At 37.7% G+C, this 17,939-nt stretch carries 15 protein-coding genes and 1 pseudogene; 14 read left to right on the forward strand and 2 right to left on the reverse strand.

What is annotated here, in order from left to right; genetic code table 11:
• The first annotated feature begins 109 nt into the window (after positions 1–109).
• The 8 genes and pseudogenes from ACFCYJ_RS11290 (at position 110) to ACFCYJ_RS11325 (ending at position 7,323) form a co-directional block, all read left to right on the forward strand.
• On the forward strand, positions 110–1,066 hold the full coding sequence (locus tag ACFCYJ_RS11290; protein WP_376074074.1) for a restriction endonuclease: 957 nt from the start codon (positions 110–112) through the stop codon (positions 1,064–1,066).
• A gap of 39 nt (positions 1,067–1,105) precedes the next feature.
• Positions 1,106–2,233: pseudogene (locus tag ACFCYJ_RS11295) on the forward strand (vitamin B12-dependent ribonucleotide reductase); the annotation flags it as partial.
• Positions 2,234–2,337: 104 nt separating this feature from the next.
• Positions 2,338–3,063, forward strand: a complete 726-nt coding sequence (locus ACFCYJ_RS11300; protein WP_376074075.1) for a MutS-related protein — start codon at positions 2,338–2,340, stop codon at positions 3,061–3,063.
• 274 nt (positions 3,064–3,337) lie between these two features.
• On the forward strand, positions 3,338–4,015 hold the full coding sequence (locus ACFCYJ_RS11305) for a response regulator transcription factor (protein ID WP_283871620.1): 678 nt from the start codon (positions 3,338–3,340) through the stop codon (positions 4,013–4,015).
• On the forward strand, positions 4,012–5,016 hold the full coding sequence (locus tag ACFCYJ_RS11310; RefSeq protein ID WP_376074076.1) for a sensor histidine kinase: 1,005 nt from the start codon (positions 4,012–4,014) through the stop codon (positions 5,014–5,016). The genes ACFCYJ_RS11305 and ACFCYJ_RS11310 overlap by 4 nt, the downstream gene beginning before the upstream one ends.
• 83 nt (positions 5,017–5,099) lie before the next feature.
• Positions 5,100–5,822 (forward strand): ABC transporter ATP-binding protein, encoded by a 723-nt coding sequence (locus tag ACFCYJ_RS11315; protein ID WP_483869480.1) that lies wholly within the window; start codon positions 5,100–5,102, stop codon positions 5,820–5,822.
• Positions 5,819–6,568: an ABC transporter permease gene (locus ACFCYJ_RS11320; RefSeq protein WP_376074078.1), complete on the forward strand. Its 750-nt coding sequence runs from the start codon at positions 5,819–5,821 to the stop codon at positions 6,566–6,568. Before ACFCYJ_RS11315 ends, ACFCYJ_RS11320 begins: the two co-directional genes overlap by 4 nt.
• Positions 6,569–6,654: 86 nt before the next feature.
• Complete coding sequence (locus ACFCYJ_RS11325) at positions 6,655–7,323, forward strand: ABC transporter permease (RefSeq protein ID WP_376074079.1); 669 nt, start codon at positions 6,655–6,657, stop codon at positions 7,321–7,323.
• A gap of 1,279 nt (positions 7,324–8,602) precedes the next feature.
• Here ACFCYJ_RS11325 and ppsA read toward each other — a convergent pair.
• Complete coding sequence (ppsA, locus tag ACFCYJ_RS11330; protein WP_376074080.1) at positions 8,603–11,203, reverse strand: phosphoenolpyruvate synthase; 2,601 nt, start codon at positions 11,201–11,203, stop codon at positions 8,603–8,605.
• An 873-nt stretch (positions 11,204–12,076) separates the two neighbouring features.
• Between ppsA and ACFCYJ_RS11335 the strand changes: the two genes are divergently transcribed.
• Positions 12,077–12,982 (forward strand): NAD(P)H-dependent flavin oxidoreductase, encoded by a 906-nt coding sequence (locus tag ACFCYJ_RS11335; protein ID WP_376074081.1) that lies wholly within the window; start codon positions 12,077–12,079, stop codon positions 12,980–12,982.
• Between the two features lie 56 nt (positions 12,983–13,038).
• Here the strand turns inward: ACFCYJ_RS11335 and ACFCYJ_RS11340 are convergent, their stop codons facing one another.
• A complete protein-coding gene (locus ACFCYJ_RS11340) occupies positions 13,039–14,010 on the reverse strand; it encodes a DUF1385 domain-containing protein (protein WP_376074082.1) in 972 nt (323 codons plus the stop codon).
• 131 nt (positions 14,011–14,141) lie between these two features.
• On the opposite strand from ACFCYJ_RS11340, the gene ACFCYJ_RS11345 reads away from it, so the two are divergent.
• The 5 genes from ACFCYJ_RS11345 to ACFCYJ_RS11365 all read left to right on the forward strand — a co-directional run bounded on the left by ACFCYJ_RS11345 (position 14,142) and on the right by ACFCYJ_RS11365 (position 17,885).
• A complete protein-coding gene (locus ACFCYJ_RS11345) occupies positions 14,142–14,567 on the forward strand; it encodes a hypothetical protein (RefSeq protein WP_376074083.1) in 426 nt (141 codons plus the stop codon).
• A 60-nt stretch (positions 14,568–14,627) separates the two neighbouring features.
• On the forward strand, positions 14,628–15,062 hold the full coding sequence (gene aroQ / locus ACFCYJ_RS11350) for a type II 3-dehydroquinate dehydratase (RefSeq protein WP_376074084.1): 435 nt from the start codon (positions 14,628–14,630) through the stop codon (positions 15,060–15,062).
• Positions 15,063–15,064: 2 nt separating this feature from the next.
• On the forward strand, positions 15,065–16,126 hold the full coding sequence (locus ACFCYJ_RS11355) for a M24 family metallopeptidase (protein ID WP_376074085.1): 1,062 nt from the start codon (positions 15,065–15,067) through the stop codon (positions 16,124–16,126).
• Between the two features lie 17 nt (positions 16,127–16,143).
• Positions 16,144–16,701 (forward strand): elongation factor P, encoded by a 558-nt coding sequence (gene efp, locus ACFCYJ_RS11360; RefSeq protein ID WP_376074086.1) that lies wholly within the window; start codon positions 16,144–16,146, stop codon positions 16,699–16,701.
• 176 nt (positions 16,702–16,877) lie between these two features.
• Positions 16,878–17,885 (forward strand): NAD(P)H-dependent flavin oxidoreductase, encoded by a 1,008-nt coding sequence (locus ACFCYJ_RS11365; protein ID WP_376074087.1) that lies wholly within the window; start codon positions 16,878–16,880, stop codon positions 17,883–17,885.
• Positions 17,886–17,939: the final 54 nt, after the last annotated feature.

Consider the following 17,939-nt stretch of genomic DNA (forward strand, 5'->3'; position numbering starts at 1 on the left):
GGCAACGCATACCCGGTGATCCTACCTAGTAGACTATAATCCGGGCACGAGACCGCAACATTACACAATATAATAAATACTAGCCTAATTAAAGTAAGGCTGTGATCAAATGAACAGAGGTTATGCAGGTTTTTATAAATCATATTATTTAAGAAGTTCATATGAGTATGCATACGCCAAATTTCTAGATTATCATTCCATTTCTTGGGGCTATGAAGACAAAGTATTTAATATAGGATTTAAATTTTATAAACCTGATTTTTTCTTCTATAATGATAACGGTGATATTATAAAGATTGTTGAAATTAAGTCTCGCGATATTATAGCGAAAGAAAAAGCTCTTGAAGCTTTAAAGGCTATTGAAACAACTTATGATATTGATTGCGAATTAATTTCTTATGAAGAATTGCTCGAAATGTATAAGCTTGTACCATTTTCGTTAACTTCTACGATAACAGAATGGATAGAATCTAAAAATACGACAATAAACAAAGCTAGTTATGGTAAGTATAATGGCCATTTCAATCAGCGACATAATGAGCAAACTAAAAAAATAATTGGACAGCATACAAAGCGATTGTGGGAATCTAATAGTCCAGCAAAAGCAAGGATGATTGAAGGTTTAAGAAAATCTGGCCTGGCTCAAAAGGGTAAGCAAAAGAAACCTAGGGAACAAAGAATCTGTAAGAGTTGTGGGAGCAACTTTGAAGTGATTGTTTCTTCATCAAAATTGTTTTGTACTCAATCATGTGCTGGATATTCAAATATTCAAGTTGCCACACAAACTTATGTTGATAAGCGAGCGAAAATTCATCAAGAAATTAAACGGACAGTAATTCAATGGGCAATCGATAATGAAGAAATTATAACTGCAATCCCCTTTAATAAAATAAAATCAACTCTCCAACCATTAATCGAAAAGATTTATCAAGAATTTGGGGTTAAAGATTTTAGAGTGATTTCAAAATCAATTTTTGGGGAAGATAGAGGAAGAAAAGAACTACTTAGGTTTATGAAAAAGTGTGTAATGAAAATGTATGCTGAACTTACAGGAATTGAACTGTAAGAACTAGAGGATAAAAAGCCTTTAGGATAACAATAATTGGAACAACCACTTGCACCATATTCTGTGTGTAACTTAGCAGCTGTGAACTTGGCGCAGTTTGCAAATAAAGAAGATCAAACAATTGATTTCGAAGCACTACGTGAAACAGTTCGTGTTGGTGTTCGTATGCAGGATAATGTTATTGATGCAACACCATACTTCTTAGAAGAAAACCGTGTACAAGCTCTTGGTGAGCGTCGTGTTGGCTTAGGCGTAATGGGCTTAGCGGACTTACTAATTTATTGTGAGAAAGAATATGGCTCAGAAGCTGGTAATGAGCTAGTCGATGAAATCTTTAAAACGATTGCTGAAACTGCGTATGAGGCGTCAACAGAGCTTGCCAAAGAACGCGGTAGCTTCCCATTCCTTGTAGGAGCAACTGAGGAAGAGACAGCACGTTTACGTAAAGCATTTACTGAAACAGGCTTTATGCAAAAAATGCCTGCACACATTAAAGAGCAAATTTTAGCAACAGGTATTCGCAACTCGCATTTACTGACAGTAGCTCCAACTGGTTCTACTGGTACGATGGTTGGCGTGGCAACTGGTCTTGAGCCATACTTCTCGTTCACATATTACCGCTCAGGTCGTCTAGGTAAATTCATCGAGGTAAAAGCAGAAATCGTACAAGAATATTTAGAACGTCATCCAGAAGCAAATGAGAATGACCTTCCTGAATGGTTCGTTACGGCGATGGAGTTAAAACCAGAGGCGCATGCTGATGTACAATGTATCATCCAAAAATGGATTGATTCATCTATTTCAAAAACTGTAAACGCACCAAAAGGTTATACAGTACAACAAGTTGAACAAGTATATGAGCGCTTATATAAAGGCGGCGCTAAAGGTGGTACGGTCTATGTAGATGGTAGCCGTGATTCACAAGTACTGACACTAAAAGCTGAAGAAAATGATATGGATCAACTATCATTCGAGGAAGAATTAGTAGAAGTACCAACGAAGCGTCCGGTTGTATTAGTAGATACGATTCAAGCGTTAGAATCGACAACAGTTATCGGTTCGGATGTAGGGAATACTTGCCCTGTATGCCGCAAAGGAACTGTAGAGGAAATCGGTGGCTGTAATACTTGTACAAACTGTGCTGCACAGTTAAAATGTGGCCTATAAAATAATGAAAAAGTGTCTATTGTAGATTTGAAATAAAATCGCGACGTTTATAAAAAAGTTGCGACCCTTTACCCCTTTGGATATGATTATCTAAAGGGGTGTTTTTGTGTAGAAAAGAAAAAGAACATCTAAAATCGATAAGTGGATTAAAGAGGGACGAGGAACGGGTAGATGGAGAATCCAGTAATATTAATTGTTATAGTTGCAATTTTTCTCATTATATATCACTTTTTAACAAGAAATCGAAAGAAGCTATAGCCATTAATGCTATTTTGGCCCAAACTACTAACACTGTTTTGGCAAAAATATGGACCATGAAACCAAGTTATCTTGTCACATCTATGGCAATTCAGGATAGTGTATTGGAGGGGGATAGTTATTTTATTGCCGAAATTAAATCCTTAAAAAGGATAATTAGACTTAGTAAAGAAAAGAAACCGAAAATCTCATTTATTGACGAGATTTTGAAAGGAACAAATACGATTGAAAGAATTTCAGCATCAGCTACAATCGTGGAATGGCTATCTGTAAATCAAGGCATGACTATCATTGTTGCACATGATATTGAGCTTACAGAAATTGCAGGTGAGTTGTATAGCAATTATCATTTCAGGGAAACGATTGAAAATGGAAAAGTATTATTTGATTATAAAGTTCATGACGGACCTTCAATGACAAGGAACGCCATTAAACTGTTGGAGGTTCTTGCATATCCTGAAAGTGTAACTACCCAGGCGAATCAATTGGCACAGCATTTCACTGAAGTACGTGAATGGCAAAAGATCAGCAAAAATTTGAAACAATCAAGTTGTGGAAGGTTACGGCAATAAAATGATCAAACTTTTTTAATAAAAAATGTACACTAATTCATAAGAAAAGAATCCATTTTTTGTCTTTTTTATTTGTTTGTATGGAATTTATTGGGAGTAAATTTGCTCGTTATGAGTAAGATAGATAAAATACAAGACTTCGCTAATTCAAACAGCAGTTATCTCAAATAAATCATGATAATGAATATAATTATTTAAGAGCTTTTGATAATTATATCAAACACATAAAGACTATAATAGTATCAAATTTTTGAAATTTAGAGAGGGATGTTACTTGAAAAGAAGTGTATTATATATTGAAGATAATGAGAAAATAGGCAGTTGGGTAAAAGAAGAATTGGAACAGCGAGGGTTTTCAGTTCAATGGCTGCTTTCAGGTGAAGGAGCCGAAAGAGAAGTAAATCAGCATGAATTAGTTATTTTGGATATCATGCTACCCGGGTTAGACGGATTTACTGTGGGAAAACGATTAAAGAAGGCAGCTCCTGCCGTTCCTATATTGCTGTTATCTGCTCGAACATCGATAGAAGATAAAGTAGATGGTTTAAAATTTGCTGATGACTATTTAACGAAACCCTTCCATACGGATGAATTAGTTGCAAGATTAGAAGTATTAATCCGTCGAAGTGGTGGAACACATTCCGAGCGCATTTCATTAGGAAATGATATTGAAGTAGATCCAGAAGTTCAAATGGTATACGACAAACGCACAGGTGAAGAAATTATATTAACAGGTAAACAACATCAAATATTAATGTACTTCTTACGCCATCCTAATCAGGTTTTACCCAAAGAACAAATCTATGAAGCCATTTGGCAAGAAGCTTATATTACTGGTGATAAAACAATAATGGTGCATATCCATCGATTGCGTCAAAAGTTGGAACGTCATCCAGATTCCCCAGGAATTATTGAAACGTTGAAGGGAATAGGCTATCGGGTGAAACTATGAAACAGAATAGATCATTATTTCGTCGTTTTCTAAAAGTGCATTTTCTATTTATCTTTTTTCCTCTTCTTGTGCTTATTTTCTTCACTTCGTTCGTTCCTGTTAGCAATGAAAAAGAAATGAATATGTTAAATCTGTTTTACTTTACCGTACTTTTGTTTGGTTTTATTATTGTCGCATTTGTTGTAATATCTTGGCTGTTCTTCTTGAGACTTCGTAAACGTCTCACCCGCTTACAGGAAGTCATGTCATTTTCAGCTAATAATAATTCATTTCCTAAACCAATATCTGTTCAAACGGATCGTATGGATGAAATAGACCAGTTAGGAAGTTCTTTTAATTGGATGATTCAGCAGCTTGAAGACAGTAGAAGGCGAGAATATGAAGAGGAATTATTACGCCATCGACTCATCGCGAATTTATCTCACGACTTACGAACGCCACTTACCATTTTGAGAGGACGTATCACCAGATTAAATAAAGAATCAATGAGTTTTGAAGGGCAAGACTCATTAGCGGAGATGAACCATACGATTACAAGAGTCGGAGATCTAATGGATGATTTACTTTCCTATACATTGCTTACATCAGGGAAACATCCTTTTCATCCCACTTCAACAGATATTGTACGATTAGTAAGAGCATCTGTCGCTGAGTGGTATCCTGCATTTGAAGAAAAAGAAATTCAGTTAGATGTTGATTTACCGACAGAGAAGACTTTTTATTGGGAAGCAGATCCTAAATGGATGACACGAGTTCTGGATAATTTATTTCAGAATATTCATCGCCATGCAGCAGAGGGAAAATATACAAACATTGTGGTTGATGTAGAAAAAGAACAGATCATTGTTGCAGACAGAGGTCCAGGTATGGATAACTCTTCCTATGAGGGTGGGGCGGGGATTGGTTTATCGGCTTCAAATTATATGTTGAAAAAAATGAAGCTGAAAGCTGACTTTACATCAAATGAAAATGGTACAAGAGTAGCTATTGGTAGAGCTTAACCTAAAGTTAACCCAGAAGTAAACAACAAGATAACCGAGATGTAACTTTGCTTTTTTATAATTAGAACCATAACAGAAAGGGAGTGTTGTGGTTGCTTACAATTAATAACTTAGTCAAACATCGCGGAACTCAAGAAATCTTATCAGGTATCAGTTTTAAAGCTAGACCAGGTAGAGTAACTGGTTTTTTAGGTCCAAATGGGGCAGGGAAAAGTTCAACACTTCGCATCCTGCTTGGATTAGATCGTGCCACCTCAGGGAGTGCACTAATTAATGGAAAGCCATTTGCAGAATTACATAATCCTCTAGCAACCGTAGGTGCCGCACTTGATGGATTTGGAGCTCATCGTATGCGAACAGGACGAGCACATTTGCGTTGGATTGCTCGTGCCTCAGGATTATCTCGCTCACGTGTCGAGGAAGTTCTGGAAATAGTAGGTCTTACGAATGTAGCTGGTAAAAGAATTGGGAATTATTCCCTGGGTATGGGGAGAAGACTTGGAATGGCAGCGGCACTACTTGGGGATCCAAAAATATTGGTTTTAGATGAACCTGTAAACGGGCTCGACCCAGAAGGAATTCGGTGGATTCGGACATTTTTACGTGAACGCGCTGAGTCTGGAAACACGGTGTTACTATCCAGTCATCTAATGGGAGAGCTTGAAGAGACTATTGATGATGTGGTGATTATTAATCATGGAAAAATCGTTGCAAATGGAACATTGAAAGAAGTAATAGGGAATCATTCCACGCTGGAGGAAGCCTTTTTTGCCCTGACATCTGAAAATGCAGGTGATGTTGTATGAGAGCATTCAACGCAGAACTATCTAAATTGTTCTCCCTGCCGGGTATTTGGCTTGCCTTTCTTATTGGAGCAATTGCCCCAGCGGTCATTGCTGCCTTGGACAGTACAGCACAAAAAGAGGAGATTATAGCTGGAGTTAGCACACGTCTATCGGAAGTTGGCTATATTGGTTTAGGTCTTGGTGTGCAAGGTGTCATTATTCTTGGTGTGCTTGCTGTCAGCAGTGAGTATTTGACAGAGAGCAGTGAATCTGGTGGAGGGAATCAGATTACAACGAGTTTAACCGTTGTTTCATCCCGTTTCCACTTTTTGCTGGCAAAAGCAAGTGCAGTGACAGTGATCAGCATACTGCTTTCCATTGTTGCTATTCTAACAACTGTGTCAGCAACAAATCTTATTCTTGGTGAATACGCCCCTGCATTTGAAGCATCTAGACTGATCGGCGCGGTTTGTTACTGGATATTTACTGCTCTTTTAGCATTTGGGATTACGGTTCTAACTAAGAATGGCATTATCCCGCTTGCTGTGCTCATGATAAATTCATCTGTTGTGACAGTCTCTTACCTCCTTACTAAGGTTACAAAATTAGCGTTTTACTTACCAGATAAGGCTGGCTCTGACATGTTTATGTTTACGAGCGACAGTTTTCACACCCCATTCACAGGTGGTTTAATCATGTTTGCTTGGGTAGCTGTTCTTTTCATTGTCGCAGCCATTGTATTCCATAGGAGGGACGTTACATCATGAGTGTCTCTTCTAGTAGAAAGATAACACTAATCCTTGGTGCTGAACTGGAAAAATTAGTTACATTACCATTGGTATGGCTCACTCTTATGGGGACATTCATTCTAAATTTAGTTTTAGCAGCAGCTTTTACTTCTGCTGGTCTACAAGGGGCAGCAGGAACGCAAAGTATACTGAAAATAGGACTTGCTTCTATGGGATATCTTCAAGCAGGGTTCATTATTCTAGGTATCTTAGCTACTTGTTCAGAGTATACGGGTGGACAGATTCGAACTACTTTAACTACGATCCCTTGGCGTGAGTTTCAACTATCCACGAAGCATTTAGCTTTGGCAATTGTAACCATTCCTATGGCGTTTATTATTGCTGCATCAGGTGTACTATATGCTTTTATTATGATGAGAGACACAGCATTAGTGATTGAAATAGACGCTATGATAAAAACTTTAGTAGGTGCAACCGGCTATCTAACATTAACCACCCTTCTCAGTGCAGCTGTAGGTGCTTTACTCAGACGAACCACCCCTGCTTTAGTGGTCCTGCTTGGTTATTACTTCATTGTCAGTCCATTGGCGAGAGATTTATTACCTCGTATTAAAAATTATTTTCCGGATACGGCAGGATCTTATATGTATATGCCGCCTTCTTCTAATGAAATAAATGCACTTTCACCAATGCAAGGGACAGGTATTTTAATAGTATGGACACTGATTTTTATTACAGTAGCTATTGTATTTTACCGTAAACGAGATGCCTAAGTTTAGGGTTTCATCATTGAGATAAAATAAGGAAATGAATTATAGAGATGGAGAAACAATCTTCCTTCCTTTCATTAGATTTCTTACTGCCATTTGCCAACGAAGTTAAATAGTCTTGAACCTCTAAGACTATTAGTAATTTAAAATATCTCGGTTTATCGAATATTATAGTTTTAGACGAATCTTTGGAGCCGATTTCAGGGATAAAAGGGCTTCAAGAGTTAGATATCTCAAATTAATTTTCAACTGAAGAATACGCAAGATTGTCTGTTAACCTTCCTAATACTAAGTGCAGTCATTTTCAACCATATATAAAACTAACAAGCCCTTTAGACGATAAAGACGTGATGGTTGTAGGTAAGCGAAAACCCTTTTTAAATTCGAAAGTTGATGTAAAGAGGTTACAAAAATACGAAGAGCATTTTAAAGTATTACAAAGAAATTATATATAGCAGTTGTTCAACGGGTGCTTTAGTTCAATAAGAATTAAACAACTTTATTAATGATTTATAAGTACAAAGACCTTTTAAATGTATAGAAATTAAATAACTTTAAAGAGCCTTACTACACACTAAATTGTAGCAAGGCTATTATATTTTCATAACAAAATTAAACAAATTTATTATCGGTTTACAGCTTTGATTTTAGATTTGACGAATGGTTTGTTAAGAGGCGTAACACCAATAATGAAGTGGATTTAATTGTTGGATGTGCTGAATTGAAAAATGGGTTAGAACCCCATGAGTTTTATAGAATATTTGATGTAAAAGCATGTTCATATCTGGATTACATAAAATATCAAGCTGAGTTCAATAATAGGACTCAGAAAATATCAATGAACTTTTATGCTATGGAAGGTCAAATAGTAGCTTACGATAATAAGGATCTCAAGTGATTACGCATTCATAAAAATTTCCGTAATCGGGCACGATTTGTGGAACAACTTAGATAGGAAATGATCAATTTTTTATAAAAATTGAACAATACTTCACAAAGAAAGAGCCCATTTTGATCTTTTTTTCAAAATAGGTACTTCTTATTTATCTTAAAATACGGGTTTGTGAGGTATTTTTGATCAAACTTTCTTTCATATCAACATCTATCTCGTCAAAAGACGGATAGGCACTTTGTTTATCTTCATTTAGACAAACGCTAGCTACGGAAGTATCCTACCTTTGAGGGGGGCCTAAGCACAAAGCCGATTCCGGACGCAATTATGCCGAGGCATAATTGATTGCCGTCCGTTAAGACAGAGGCTCTTACTTGACGTATTCAGTTATTACAATATTTCAATATATCCTTCTGTTCCGTGTACGCGAATTTGTTGCCCGTCTTCTATCAGTTTGATGGCATTTTCCACCCCAACAACTGCTGGTAAGCCATATTCACGCGCGATAACTGCTCCATGGGTCATCAGTCCACCAACTTCGGTGACTAGACCTTTTATGGATACAAACAATGGTGTCCAGCTAGGGTCGGTAAAGGACGTGACTAATATATCTCCATCTTCTAAATCAGCATCTTCTATGTTTAAGATGACACGAGCCCGTCCCTCTATAACTCCGGAAGAAACCGGGAGCCCTACTATAGCTTTGGCTGGGAGATTTTCTCGTTTGTATTCACCTACAATGATTTCACCATCAGACGTGATAACACGTGGGGGAGTAAGTTTTTTATATAATTTGTACTCGTCTTTTCGTTCGCTGATGATCTGGTAATCTAGTTTATTGGTGTGTACGATTTCGCGAAGTTCTTCAAAAGTGAGATAGTAGATATCTTCTTTTTCATGAATAACGTTGGCTTGTACGAGTTGTTCGGCTTCTTTCAGTAAAGCCTGCTTATAAACGAAGTAGCGATTAATCATGCCGTATTTTGGATATTCACGATAGCCGATGAAATTCCGAATTAGGTCGATCATTCGTTTTGTTTCTTTGGCTTTTTGTTCACCATCTGGTAATTGCTTCAATCGCTCTAATAATCCTTGTTCTTTTTTCAAAGCTTCCTGTCGCCCTTGCTCAAATTTTCGATTGCTGGCATTAGGCTGCAAGTTTTTGATATTGTTAAGAATCATAGGGACAAGTGTAATTGGTTTTTCACTCCAACGAGTTTTCGTAATATCGATTTCTCCAGCACATCGCATTCCGTATTTGTTGAGAAAAACATAGAAAGCGTCTCTAACTTCCTGTCCACCATCAAACTTAACTAGTTCATCCAAAAAGTTATCATCTTTTGCGTGTTGTAAATATGCAATTACTTCTGGATAAGGACGAATCATATCTGCGACATCCAAAAGTGCTAGACCCATTTCTGAAGTAATATTGTTTGGTACAGATTGAGAAAGCGTGTCTGCTACGTTTTTTTCACCTAACCATTCGTTCATTTTTTCATTGATCCATATTGAAGCATTTATAGCAGCCATAAATACAGCAGAACTTTGTGGGTCAGATAAAAACTTCTTTAATTCCTGAATATCTTCTAGAATAAAATCAAATACATCTATTCCTGATTTCGTTTGGATGTTTTGTTTTAACTCTTCTATGGATGTTTGATTACGCTTAATCAATTCAGAAACGATTGATGGATTGTTTTCGATTTGTGCTAGCGTATCTATATTGCCTCTGTTGGGACTCGGTGCTTTAATATCATTAGGTAACGATTTTATAAAATCTCCACGCTCAATGATGTTCATGAGTGCGTCTTTCATGAGCGGATCGTGTTGTCCCATAGCATTTAATAAATTGTTTCTACTGACCGGTGAAGCCAGTTGATGCGTGACATCAACAAACAACCTTCCGCCTGCTTTACGCATGGGCGCAGAAGTCGTTAACAGGAAAAAAGACAGTCCCAATGGTTTCATGGGATCGGTCATCATTTGTTGATGACCGACAGATATATAGACGTGGTTTTCTTGATCATTCGCTTTAGGGATGGGGAAAAGAGTCGTGATTGGGCGACTCTGGACAATATAAAATGTATCATCAACCAAACACCATTCGATATCTTGTGGGCAACCAAAATAAGCTTCGATCTGTCTTCCGATGCGTGCTAGTTGTAAAATCTGTTGATCGGTAAGTGTTTGTGTCTTTTGCTGATTCGAATCGATCTGTTGTGTCTCTGTTCCTCCTCCTTTTTGACCATAGATAGCTAATTTCTTGGTCGCTATCATTTTATCGACAATTTTATCTTCCTGTACTTTATAACAATCGGCAGAGACCAAGCCGGAGACCAGTGCTTCTCCGAGTCCAAAACTGGCATTGATTGATAGTAGCTTTCGGTTAGAAGTAATCGGATCAGCGGTAAATAAAATCCCTGATGCCTGTGGGAAAACCATCCGTTGTATGATAACGGATAAATACACTTGACTGTGGTCAAATCCATTTTGCATACGGTAGATTACCGCGCGATCCGTAAATAGGGAAGCCCAACATTTGCGAATATGCTGCAAGATGGATTCTTTGCCGATGATATTTAAATAGGTGTCTTGTTGACCAGCAAAAGAGGCATGTGGTAAATCTTCAGCTGTCGCACTAGAACGCACTGCATAAGCATGGTCATCACCTAGCTGAGAGAGTGTGTGAGCAACTGCATTTACAACATTGGAAGGAATTTCTACTTCCATAATGATTTGTCGAATCTTCCTGCTGATTTCACCAACTTGATCTCGATCCTCTGCTTTTAGCGTTGAGAGTTGGTCCAACAATACTTGAAACGTTTCGTTTTGTTCGATGGCTTTTTGATAACCCGCTGTTGTAACACAAAATCCTTCTGGTACTTGTATTCCTTCAATTTTTGATAATTCCCCTAAATTTGACCCTTTTCCACCAACGAGCAAAAGCTGTGTTTTATCCATTTCCTGAAAACCAAGAACTAAAGAACTCATTCTGCATCTCTCCTAACCATGATATTGAGAAAAAATATTTGACAAGAGCTTACCAGTGCGATATAATTAAATTATAAAATAGGATTATTATGCACTTTTGATAGATAGCAATTGTAATATAATTATATCTTCGTGTCTGTTTTTGTGCAATAATAAAGAACTTGGTGAAAATATCCAATTCTCTTCTTGATTTCCCTCTTCCGCTAATCACATCAAAAACCTGATTTAATCCGGCTCAATACATAGTTAATCCCGGCATGCCTAAGATACTTTTTAACTCTTCAGCGGTATTTTCTTTCCTATTTCGCTAAATTAATTCCTTCACGTTGACGTATTCGAATTAGATCACGTCTAACGGATTTACTCTACCCATAACCGTCATTAAAAATTGCCTATACGGATTATCTTGCCACCAACGGGTGCTTATGTTGAATTACGCTTAAGCAATGTTCTTCAACAAAACCACATAATAAAAATAATATGATATCCATTAAAGGGCGCGATTGTGAAGGACGCAGGTAGAAAATGATCAAACTTTTTTATAAAACTGATAATTAATTCTTGGATAAGAATCCATTTTGATCTATCTTTGTTCAAAATGGATTCTTTTTATTTATCGTAAAATACTGGTTGTGGGGTATTTTTGATCGAACTTTATTTCAAAGTAACCATCTATCTCGTTAACAAGACGGATAGGCACTTTTTTATCTTCATTTAGACAAACCCTAGCTACGGAAGTCTCCCACCTTTGAGAGGGGAGATGGGTCCCTGTTATTTCAACGTAAGATGAGAGGGCAGAACTAAAATTTAAATTTTTTTAGTAGGATTTTCAGGAAATCTCTCGAAATATTTAAGTATAAAGGGGGAGTGTGTATGTCTAGTTTACCAATTATAGTAGCGCCGATGTTTTTAGTTTCTAACCCTAAGATGGTTATTGAAGCTAGTAGAGCAGGGGCTATCGGTTCTTTTCCATTATTAAATGCAAGACCCGCTGCAACATGTGCTGAGTGGCTTGAAGAAATAAAAGAGGCACTACCGACTGAGCAATGGGCAGTTAACTTAATATGTCATCCTGTAGCGAATACACGATTTGAGGAAGATTTACAGTTAATTGAACAATTCCAGCCACCGATTGTCATTACTTCACTCGGTAATCCAAAGAGAGTTATAGACATTGTGCACGGTTATGAAGGAAAGGTCTATGCAGATGTTGCGAACGTCAAGCATGCAGAAAAGTCTGCTGCCACAGGTGTAGACGGACTAATTCTTGTTTGTGCGGGTGCTGGTGGGCATGGCGGGCAACTGAACCCATTTGGCTTTGTATCTGCGGTAAAGAAATTCTTTACGGGGACAATCATTTTATCAGGCTCCATCTCTAGCGGTGCAGAAGTATTAGCTACTCAAATAATGGGAGCAGACTATGCTTATATGGGTACTCGCTTTTTAGCTTGTGATGAAGGGAATGCACCTGAGGAGTACAAAAATATGGTGATTGACAGTGATACCTCTGATATTTTATATACCGATGCTTTTAGCGGTGTCCATGTGAATGTGTTAATTCCATCCTTATTGAAGGAAGGTATTGATCCTGCAACATTGAAGCCAAGAGAGGACATTGATTTAACACATCTCGTGAATGTCAAGGCATGGCGAGATATTTGGTCAGCGGGTCATGGTATCACAAATGTTATCAAGCGAGAATCGATTCGTGAAATACTCATGACATTGCAAGAGGAATACGAGCAGGCAAAGCAACATGTAGTGTCTGTACAACCGTAATAAAAATAGGGGCAGTCCAAGATGATGAGTTATCAGATGGACTTGCCCCTTAATTTTTAATCATGATTCAAAGTAGCTGCGATTTCTGGTTGTTGCTCAACTTGAAGCAGCATATTGAAGGATGCGATGGCTACTTCTACTTGGTCGTCTTTAGGCTCACGTGTTGTCAGTAATTGTAGCCATAAGCCTGGATAGCCAAGGAAGCGTAATACGGGAATATTACGGCACGCATTTGTAGCTTGAAGTACTTCAAACGATATCCCAAGAACAACTGGAATTAATAGAATACGGTCTAAAATACGTAACCAAAGCGGATCAGTTGGCACGAAGAAATATAAAAACATGCCGACAAACACAGTGAACAGCATAAAACTACTACCACAACGATAGTGTAAGCGTGATTGTGCTTGCACATTTTCCACTGTTACGTCCATACCAGCTTCATAACAATTTATAACCTTATGTTCTGCACCATGATATTGGAATACTCGTTTAATAAGTGGCGTTAAAGATATAAAATATAGATAGGTAAGTAGTAAAAGTAGCTTAATGCCACTTTCAAGTAAAATTTGGCCAGTTTTGCCTTCAATCCATTTAGAGAAAAAATCCGCAATAAATACTGGAATTAATGTAAAGGCAAACTTACCAAATAAAAAGGACAGGATACCTACAACTGCAACCCCTAAAATCATTTGCAGTCTCGAGCCTTCCTCTTTATGATCTTCTTCTTCGCCAGGTGTAACGTCGTAACGGTCCCCTGAAAATTGCATATGGCGAGAGCCTAAACCAGCTGATTCAATCAGCGCTACTACGCCTCGTACCAATGGAATTTTTTTTAACTTTTGTAAAATAGGATTTTGAACTTTTTTAAAATGATAATAATCAATGGAATCATCGTTACGGCGAATAGCAGTAATTGTATGTTCCTTTCCTCCGAACATTACACCCTCTAATTGTGCTTGTCCCCCGTAAACAGGTGAATTGCTCAAGGCTAACACCACTCTCTTTATATATTTCAACTGTACCATTGTACTAAATTTAGTGAAAAACCTCTATAGTTACGCATAGTAAAATTTCTATATGGCTACACTAATCGTACAATTTAGGAAATGATTAACGTTAGAAAATAAAATCGTGGTACAAGTTAGGAGGATTTTGCTTGAAAGTAGCTAGTATAACATCGCTCGTCAGTGCACTAGTTTTAGCATTGTGTTTAAAGGGGCTTCAATACTTTCATCTCATTAAATGGAATCCAATAGGTTTTTATAAGAAGTGGGATTTATTCGAAGGCAGCTCAAAACTATTTCAATGGAGCTTTTTCATCCTAGTTATATTCATGATTGGATTTTTACTATACATTACGTTGAGATATGTTTATATTATCCCAGCTGTGCTATCTTCTTTTTTGCTCGGCCTTTTTTTGTCCATCACATTAGAATGGATTGTTCTTGATTTGCCTTTACAATCTTCTTCCTTTAAAAAACTATCGATTCCTTTCATAGTCATTGTTATTTGTCTATTACGTTTCTTGCTTGAAACTGCAAATTTTCATCAGAAGGAGCACTCAGCACAAAAAGGAAATTAGTTGCTGTATGCGCCTTGTATGATAAAATAATGGCAAGTACATAGAAAGAGGCGAATATGCGTGAAGTTATTATGTTTGAATGGACCTAATTTAAATCGACTAGGTAAGCGAGAGCCACATATTTATGGTTATGAGACATTGGAAGATGTGAAAAACAATGTTCAGAATCTTGCGGCGTCTTTAGGTGCCACTGTCGAGTTTCGTCAATCTAATCATGAAGGGGAACTTGTTGATTGGGTGCATGAGGCAGAGGACGAAAAATATGATGGTATTATCTTTAATCCCGGTGCATATACCCATACAAGCATAGCTTTACATGATGCAATTGCAGGAATTTCTGTGCCGGTTATAGAAGTACATATTTCAAATATCCATAAACGTGAGGCTTTCCGTCATCATTCTTATCTCGCTCCGGCATGCCTTGGTCAAATCTCTGGACTAGGTACGAAAGGCTATGAACTGGCACTACGCACATTTATTGAGAGGGAGAATTGATTATGTTGAAATTACAAAAGCTACGTAAGACACTTCAGGAACAAAATCTCGATGGCATTTTAATTACGAACGGATACAACCGTCGTTATATGACTGGTTTTACAGGGACAGCGGGCGTAGCAATCGTGTCTCAAAATGATGCTGTGTTTATCACGGATTTTCGTTACACAGAGCAAGCAGCCGCACAAGTCCAAGATTTCCGAATTGTCAAGCATGAGGCAACGATCATTGAAGAAATTGCAACACAAGTAAAAAACATGGGTATCAAATTATTGGGCTTTGAGAAAGATACTGTTAGCTATGGCACATATGAGCTATATAAAAATAAAATTCAAGCAGATTTAGTACCGATTTCTGGGCTAATTGAAAAAATTCGCTTGATTAAGACGCAACAAGAGATTAATATTATTAAGGTTGCGTGTGAAATTGCTGATCACGCATTTACACATATCTTAAACTTCATCAAGCCGGGTAAAACAGAGCTTGAGGTTTCGAATGAATTAGAATTTTTCATGCGTAAACAAGGAGCAACTCAGTCCTCGTTTGATACAATTGTTGCGTCTGGTCTTCGTTCAGCTTTACCACATGGCGTAGCAACGAATAAAGTGATTGAAAAAGGCGATTTTGTCACATTAGACTATGGCGCACTGTACAATGGCTATATCTCGGATATTACACGTACTGTGGCAGTTGGCGAGCCATCTGAAAAATTAGTGGATATGTACAACGCAGTACTTGCTTCCCAGCTTTTAGCACTTGAAAAGGTTGGTCCTGGCTTAACAGGGATTCAAGCAGATGCGATTGCACGTAACTACTTAACAGAAAAAGGCTATGGCGAGGCATTTGGTCATTCATTAGGACACGGAATTGGTCTTGAAGTACATGAAGGCCCTGGCTTATCAATGCGTTCAGAAGCGATTCTAGAGCCAGGTATGGCCGTAACGATTGAACCAGGTGTGTATTTACCAGGAATCGGTGGTGTACGTATCGAGGACGATATTTTAATCACAGAGACAGGTAATGAACTGCTAACTCATTCGTCAAAACAACTTATTATTTTATAAACTATGGAGGAACACAAATGATTTCAGTAAACGATTTCCGTACAGGTCTAACAATTGTTGTAGATGGCCAATTATATCGCGTGTTAGATTTCCAACACGTTAAACCAGGTAAAGGTGCTGCGTTCGTGCGTTCTAAATTACGTAACCTTCGTAACGGTTCAGTAAATGAAAAAACTTTCCGTGCTGGTGAGAAAGTTGAAAAAGCACAAATTGATAACCGTAAAATGCAATACCTTTATGCACAAGGTGACGAGCATGTTTTCATGGACTTAGAATCATATGAGCAAACTGAACTTGCTTCAGCTGCTATTGAATATGAATTAAAATTCCTAAAAGAAAACATGGAAGTGCATATCCAATCATACCAAAGCGAAATGTTAGGTGTTGAATTACCAAACACTGTAACGCTAGAAGTAACAGAAACAGAGCCTGGTATTAAAGGTGATACAGCTTCTGGTGGTACAAAACCAGCAACTCTTGAAACAGGTCTTATTGTACAAGTGCCATTCTTCGTAAACCAAGGTGACAAGTTAATCATCAATACAGAAGAAGCTTCTTACGTTTCTCGTGCGTAATGAATAAAAATATTCCAGCCTACTCTTTTCTCACAAAAGGGTAGGTTTTTATTTATACATATACAGCTAAAGTAGAGATAGCAGCCTTTTTTATTAGTATAAAAATTTGTTTCTATCATTTAATATGTGGTCATAATTGGAAGATTTGTTTACAATAACAGTAAGGAGTGAATGCTATGTTACAAACAACTTTAGAGATACCCTATCCAATAATACAGGCACCAATGGCTGGTGTAACTACGCCAAAATTTGTGGCTGCCTGTGCGGAGGAAGGTATTTTAGGCTCGATTGGAGCGGGTTATTTAGATGGGGAGCAAACGAAAAGCTTTATTCAGGAAGTTAAAAAGCTAACGAAAAAGCCATTTGCGATTAATTTATTTGTACAAGAAGAACCACGTATTGATGTCGATGTTCTTCAAAAAGCTCGAATGGCTCTTCAACCGTTTTATGATGAACTTGGACTATCACCTGTACAAAGTGTCATGTCCAAGGAAGTATTTGAAGAACAAGTACAAGCTGTTCTTGATGAAAATGTAGCCATTTGTTCCTTTACATTTGGTATTCCTTCAGCAGATGTCATTCAACGTTTAAAGGACAACCATGTTTATGTTATTGGTACAGCTACTACGTTAGAGGAAGCAATTCGTGTAGAACAAGCAGGGATGCAAGCTGTTGTTCTACAGGGTGGCGAAGCCGGTGGTCATCGTGGTTCCTTCACTGAACCTATGCAATTAATTAATTTGCATGATTTACTTCAGCAAGTGGTAGGACAAATTTCTATACCGATTATTGCTGCTGGAGGCATTGTCACAAAGGAAGATGTAAGCAAAGCACTAGCAATGGGCGCACAAGCGGTTCAAATTGGTACAGCCTTTCTAGTAGCAGATGAGTGTGAAATTTCACCTCTCTATAAAAATGCCTTGCTTCAATCAGAAGCACAACAGACGACGATTACTCGTGCTTTTTCGGGTAAGCCAGCAAGAGGCTTAGCAAATGGTTTTACGGAACGTATGAAGGATGCTATTGTAGCACCTTACCCATTGCAAAATGATCTAACTACAACTATTCGTAAAGAAGGCGCAAAACAGGGCAAAGCCGAATATTTATCGATGTGGATGGGCGAAAAGAGCTATTTAGTGGAACAACCAGGTACCGTCAAAAGCATCATTGAAAAGTTACTTTAACTTCTTTCGGCAAATTTACTTCCTCTATATGTGGGGAGAGAATGTGAATTTTAA

It is taken from the genome of Lysinibacillus sp. NPDC056232, assembly GCF_042267565.1.
Classification (GTDB): domain Bacteria; phylum Bacillota; class Bacilli; order Bacillales_A; family Planococcaceae; genus Lysinibacillus.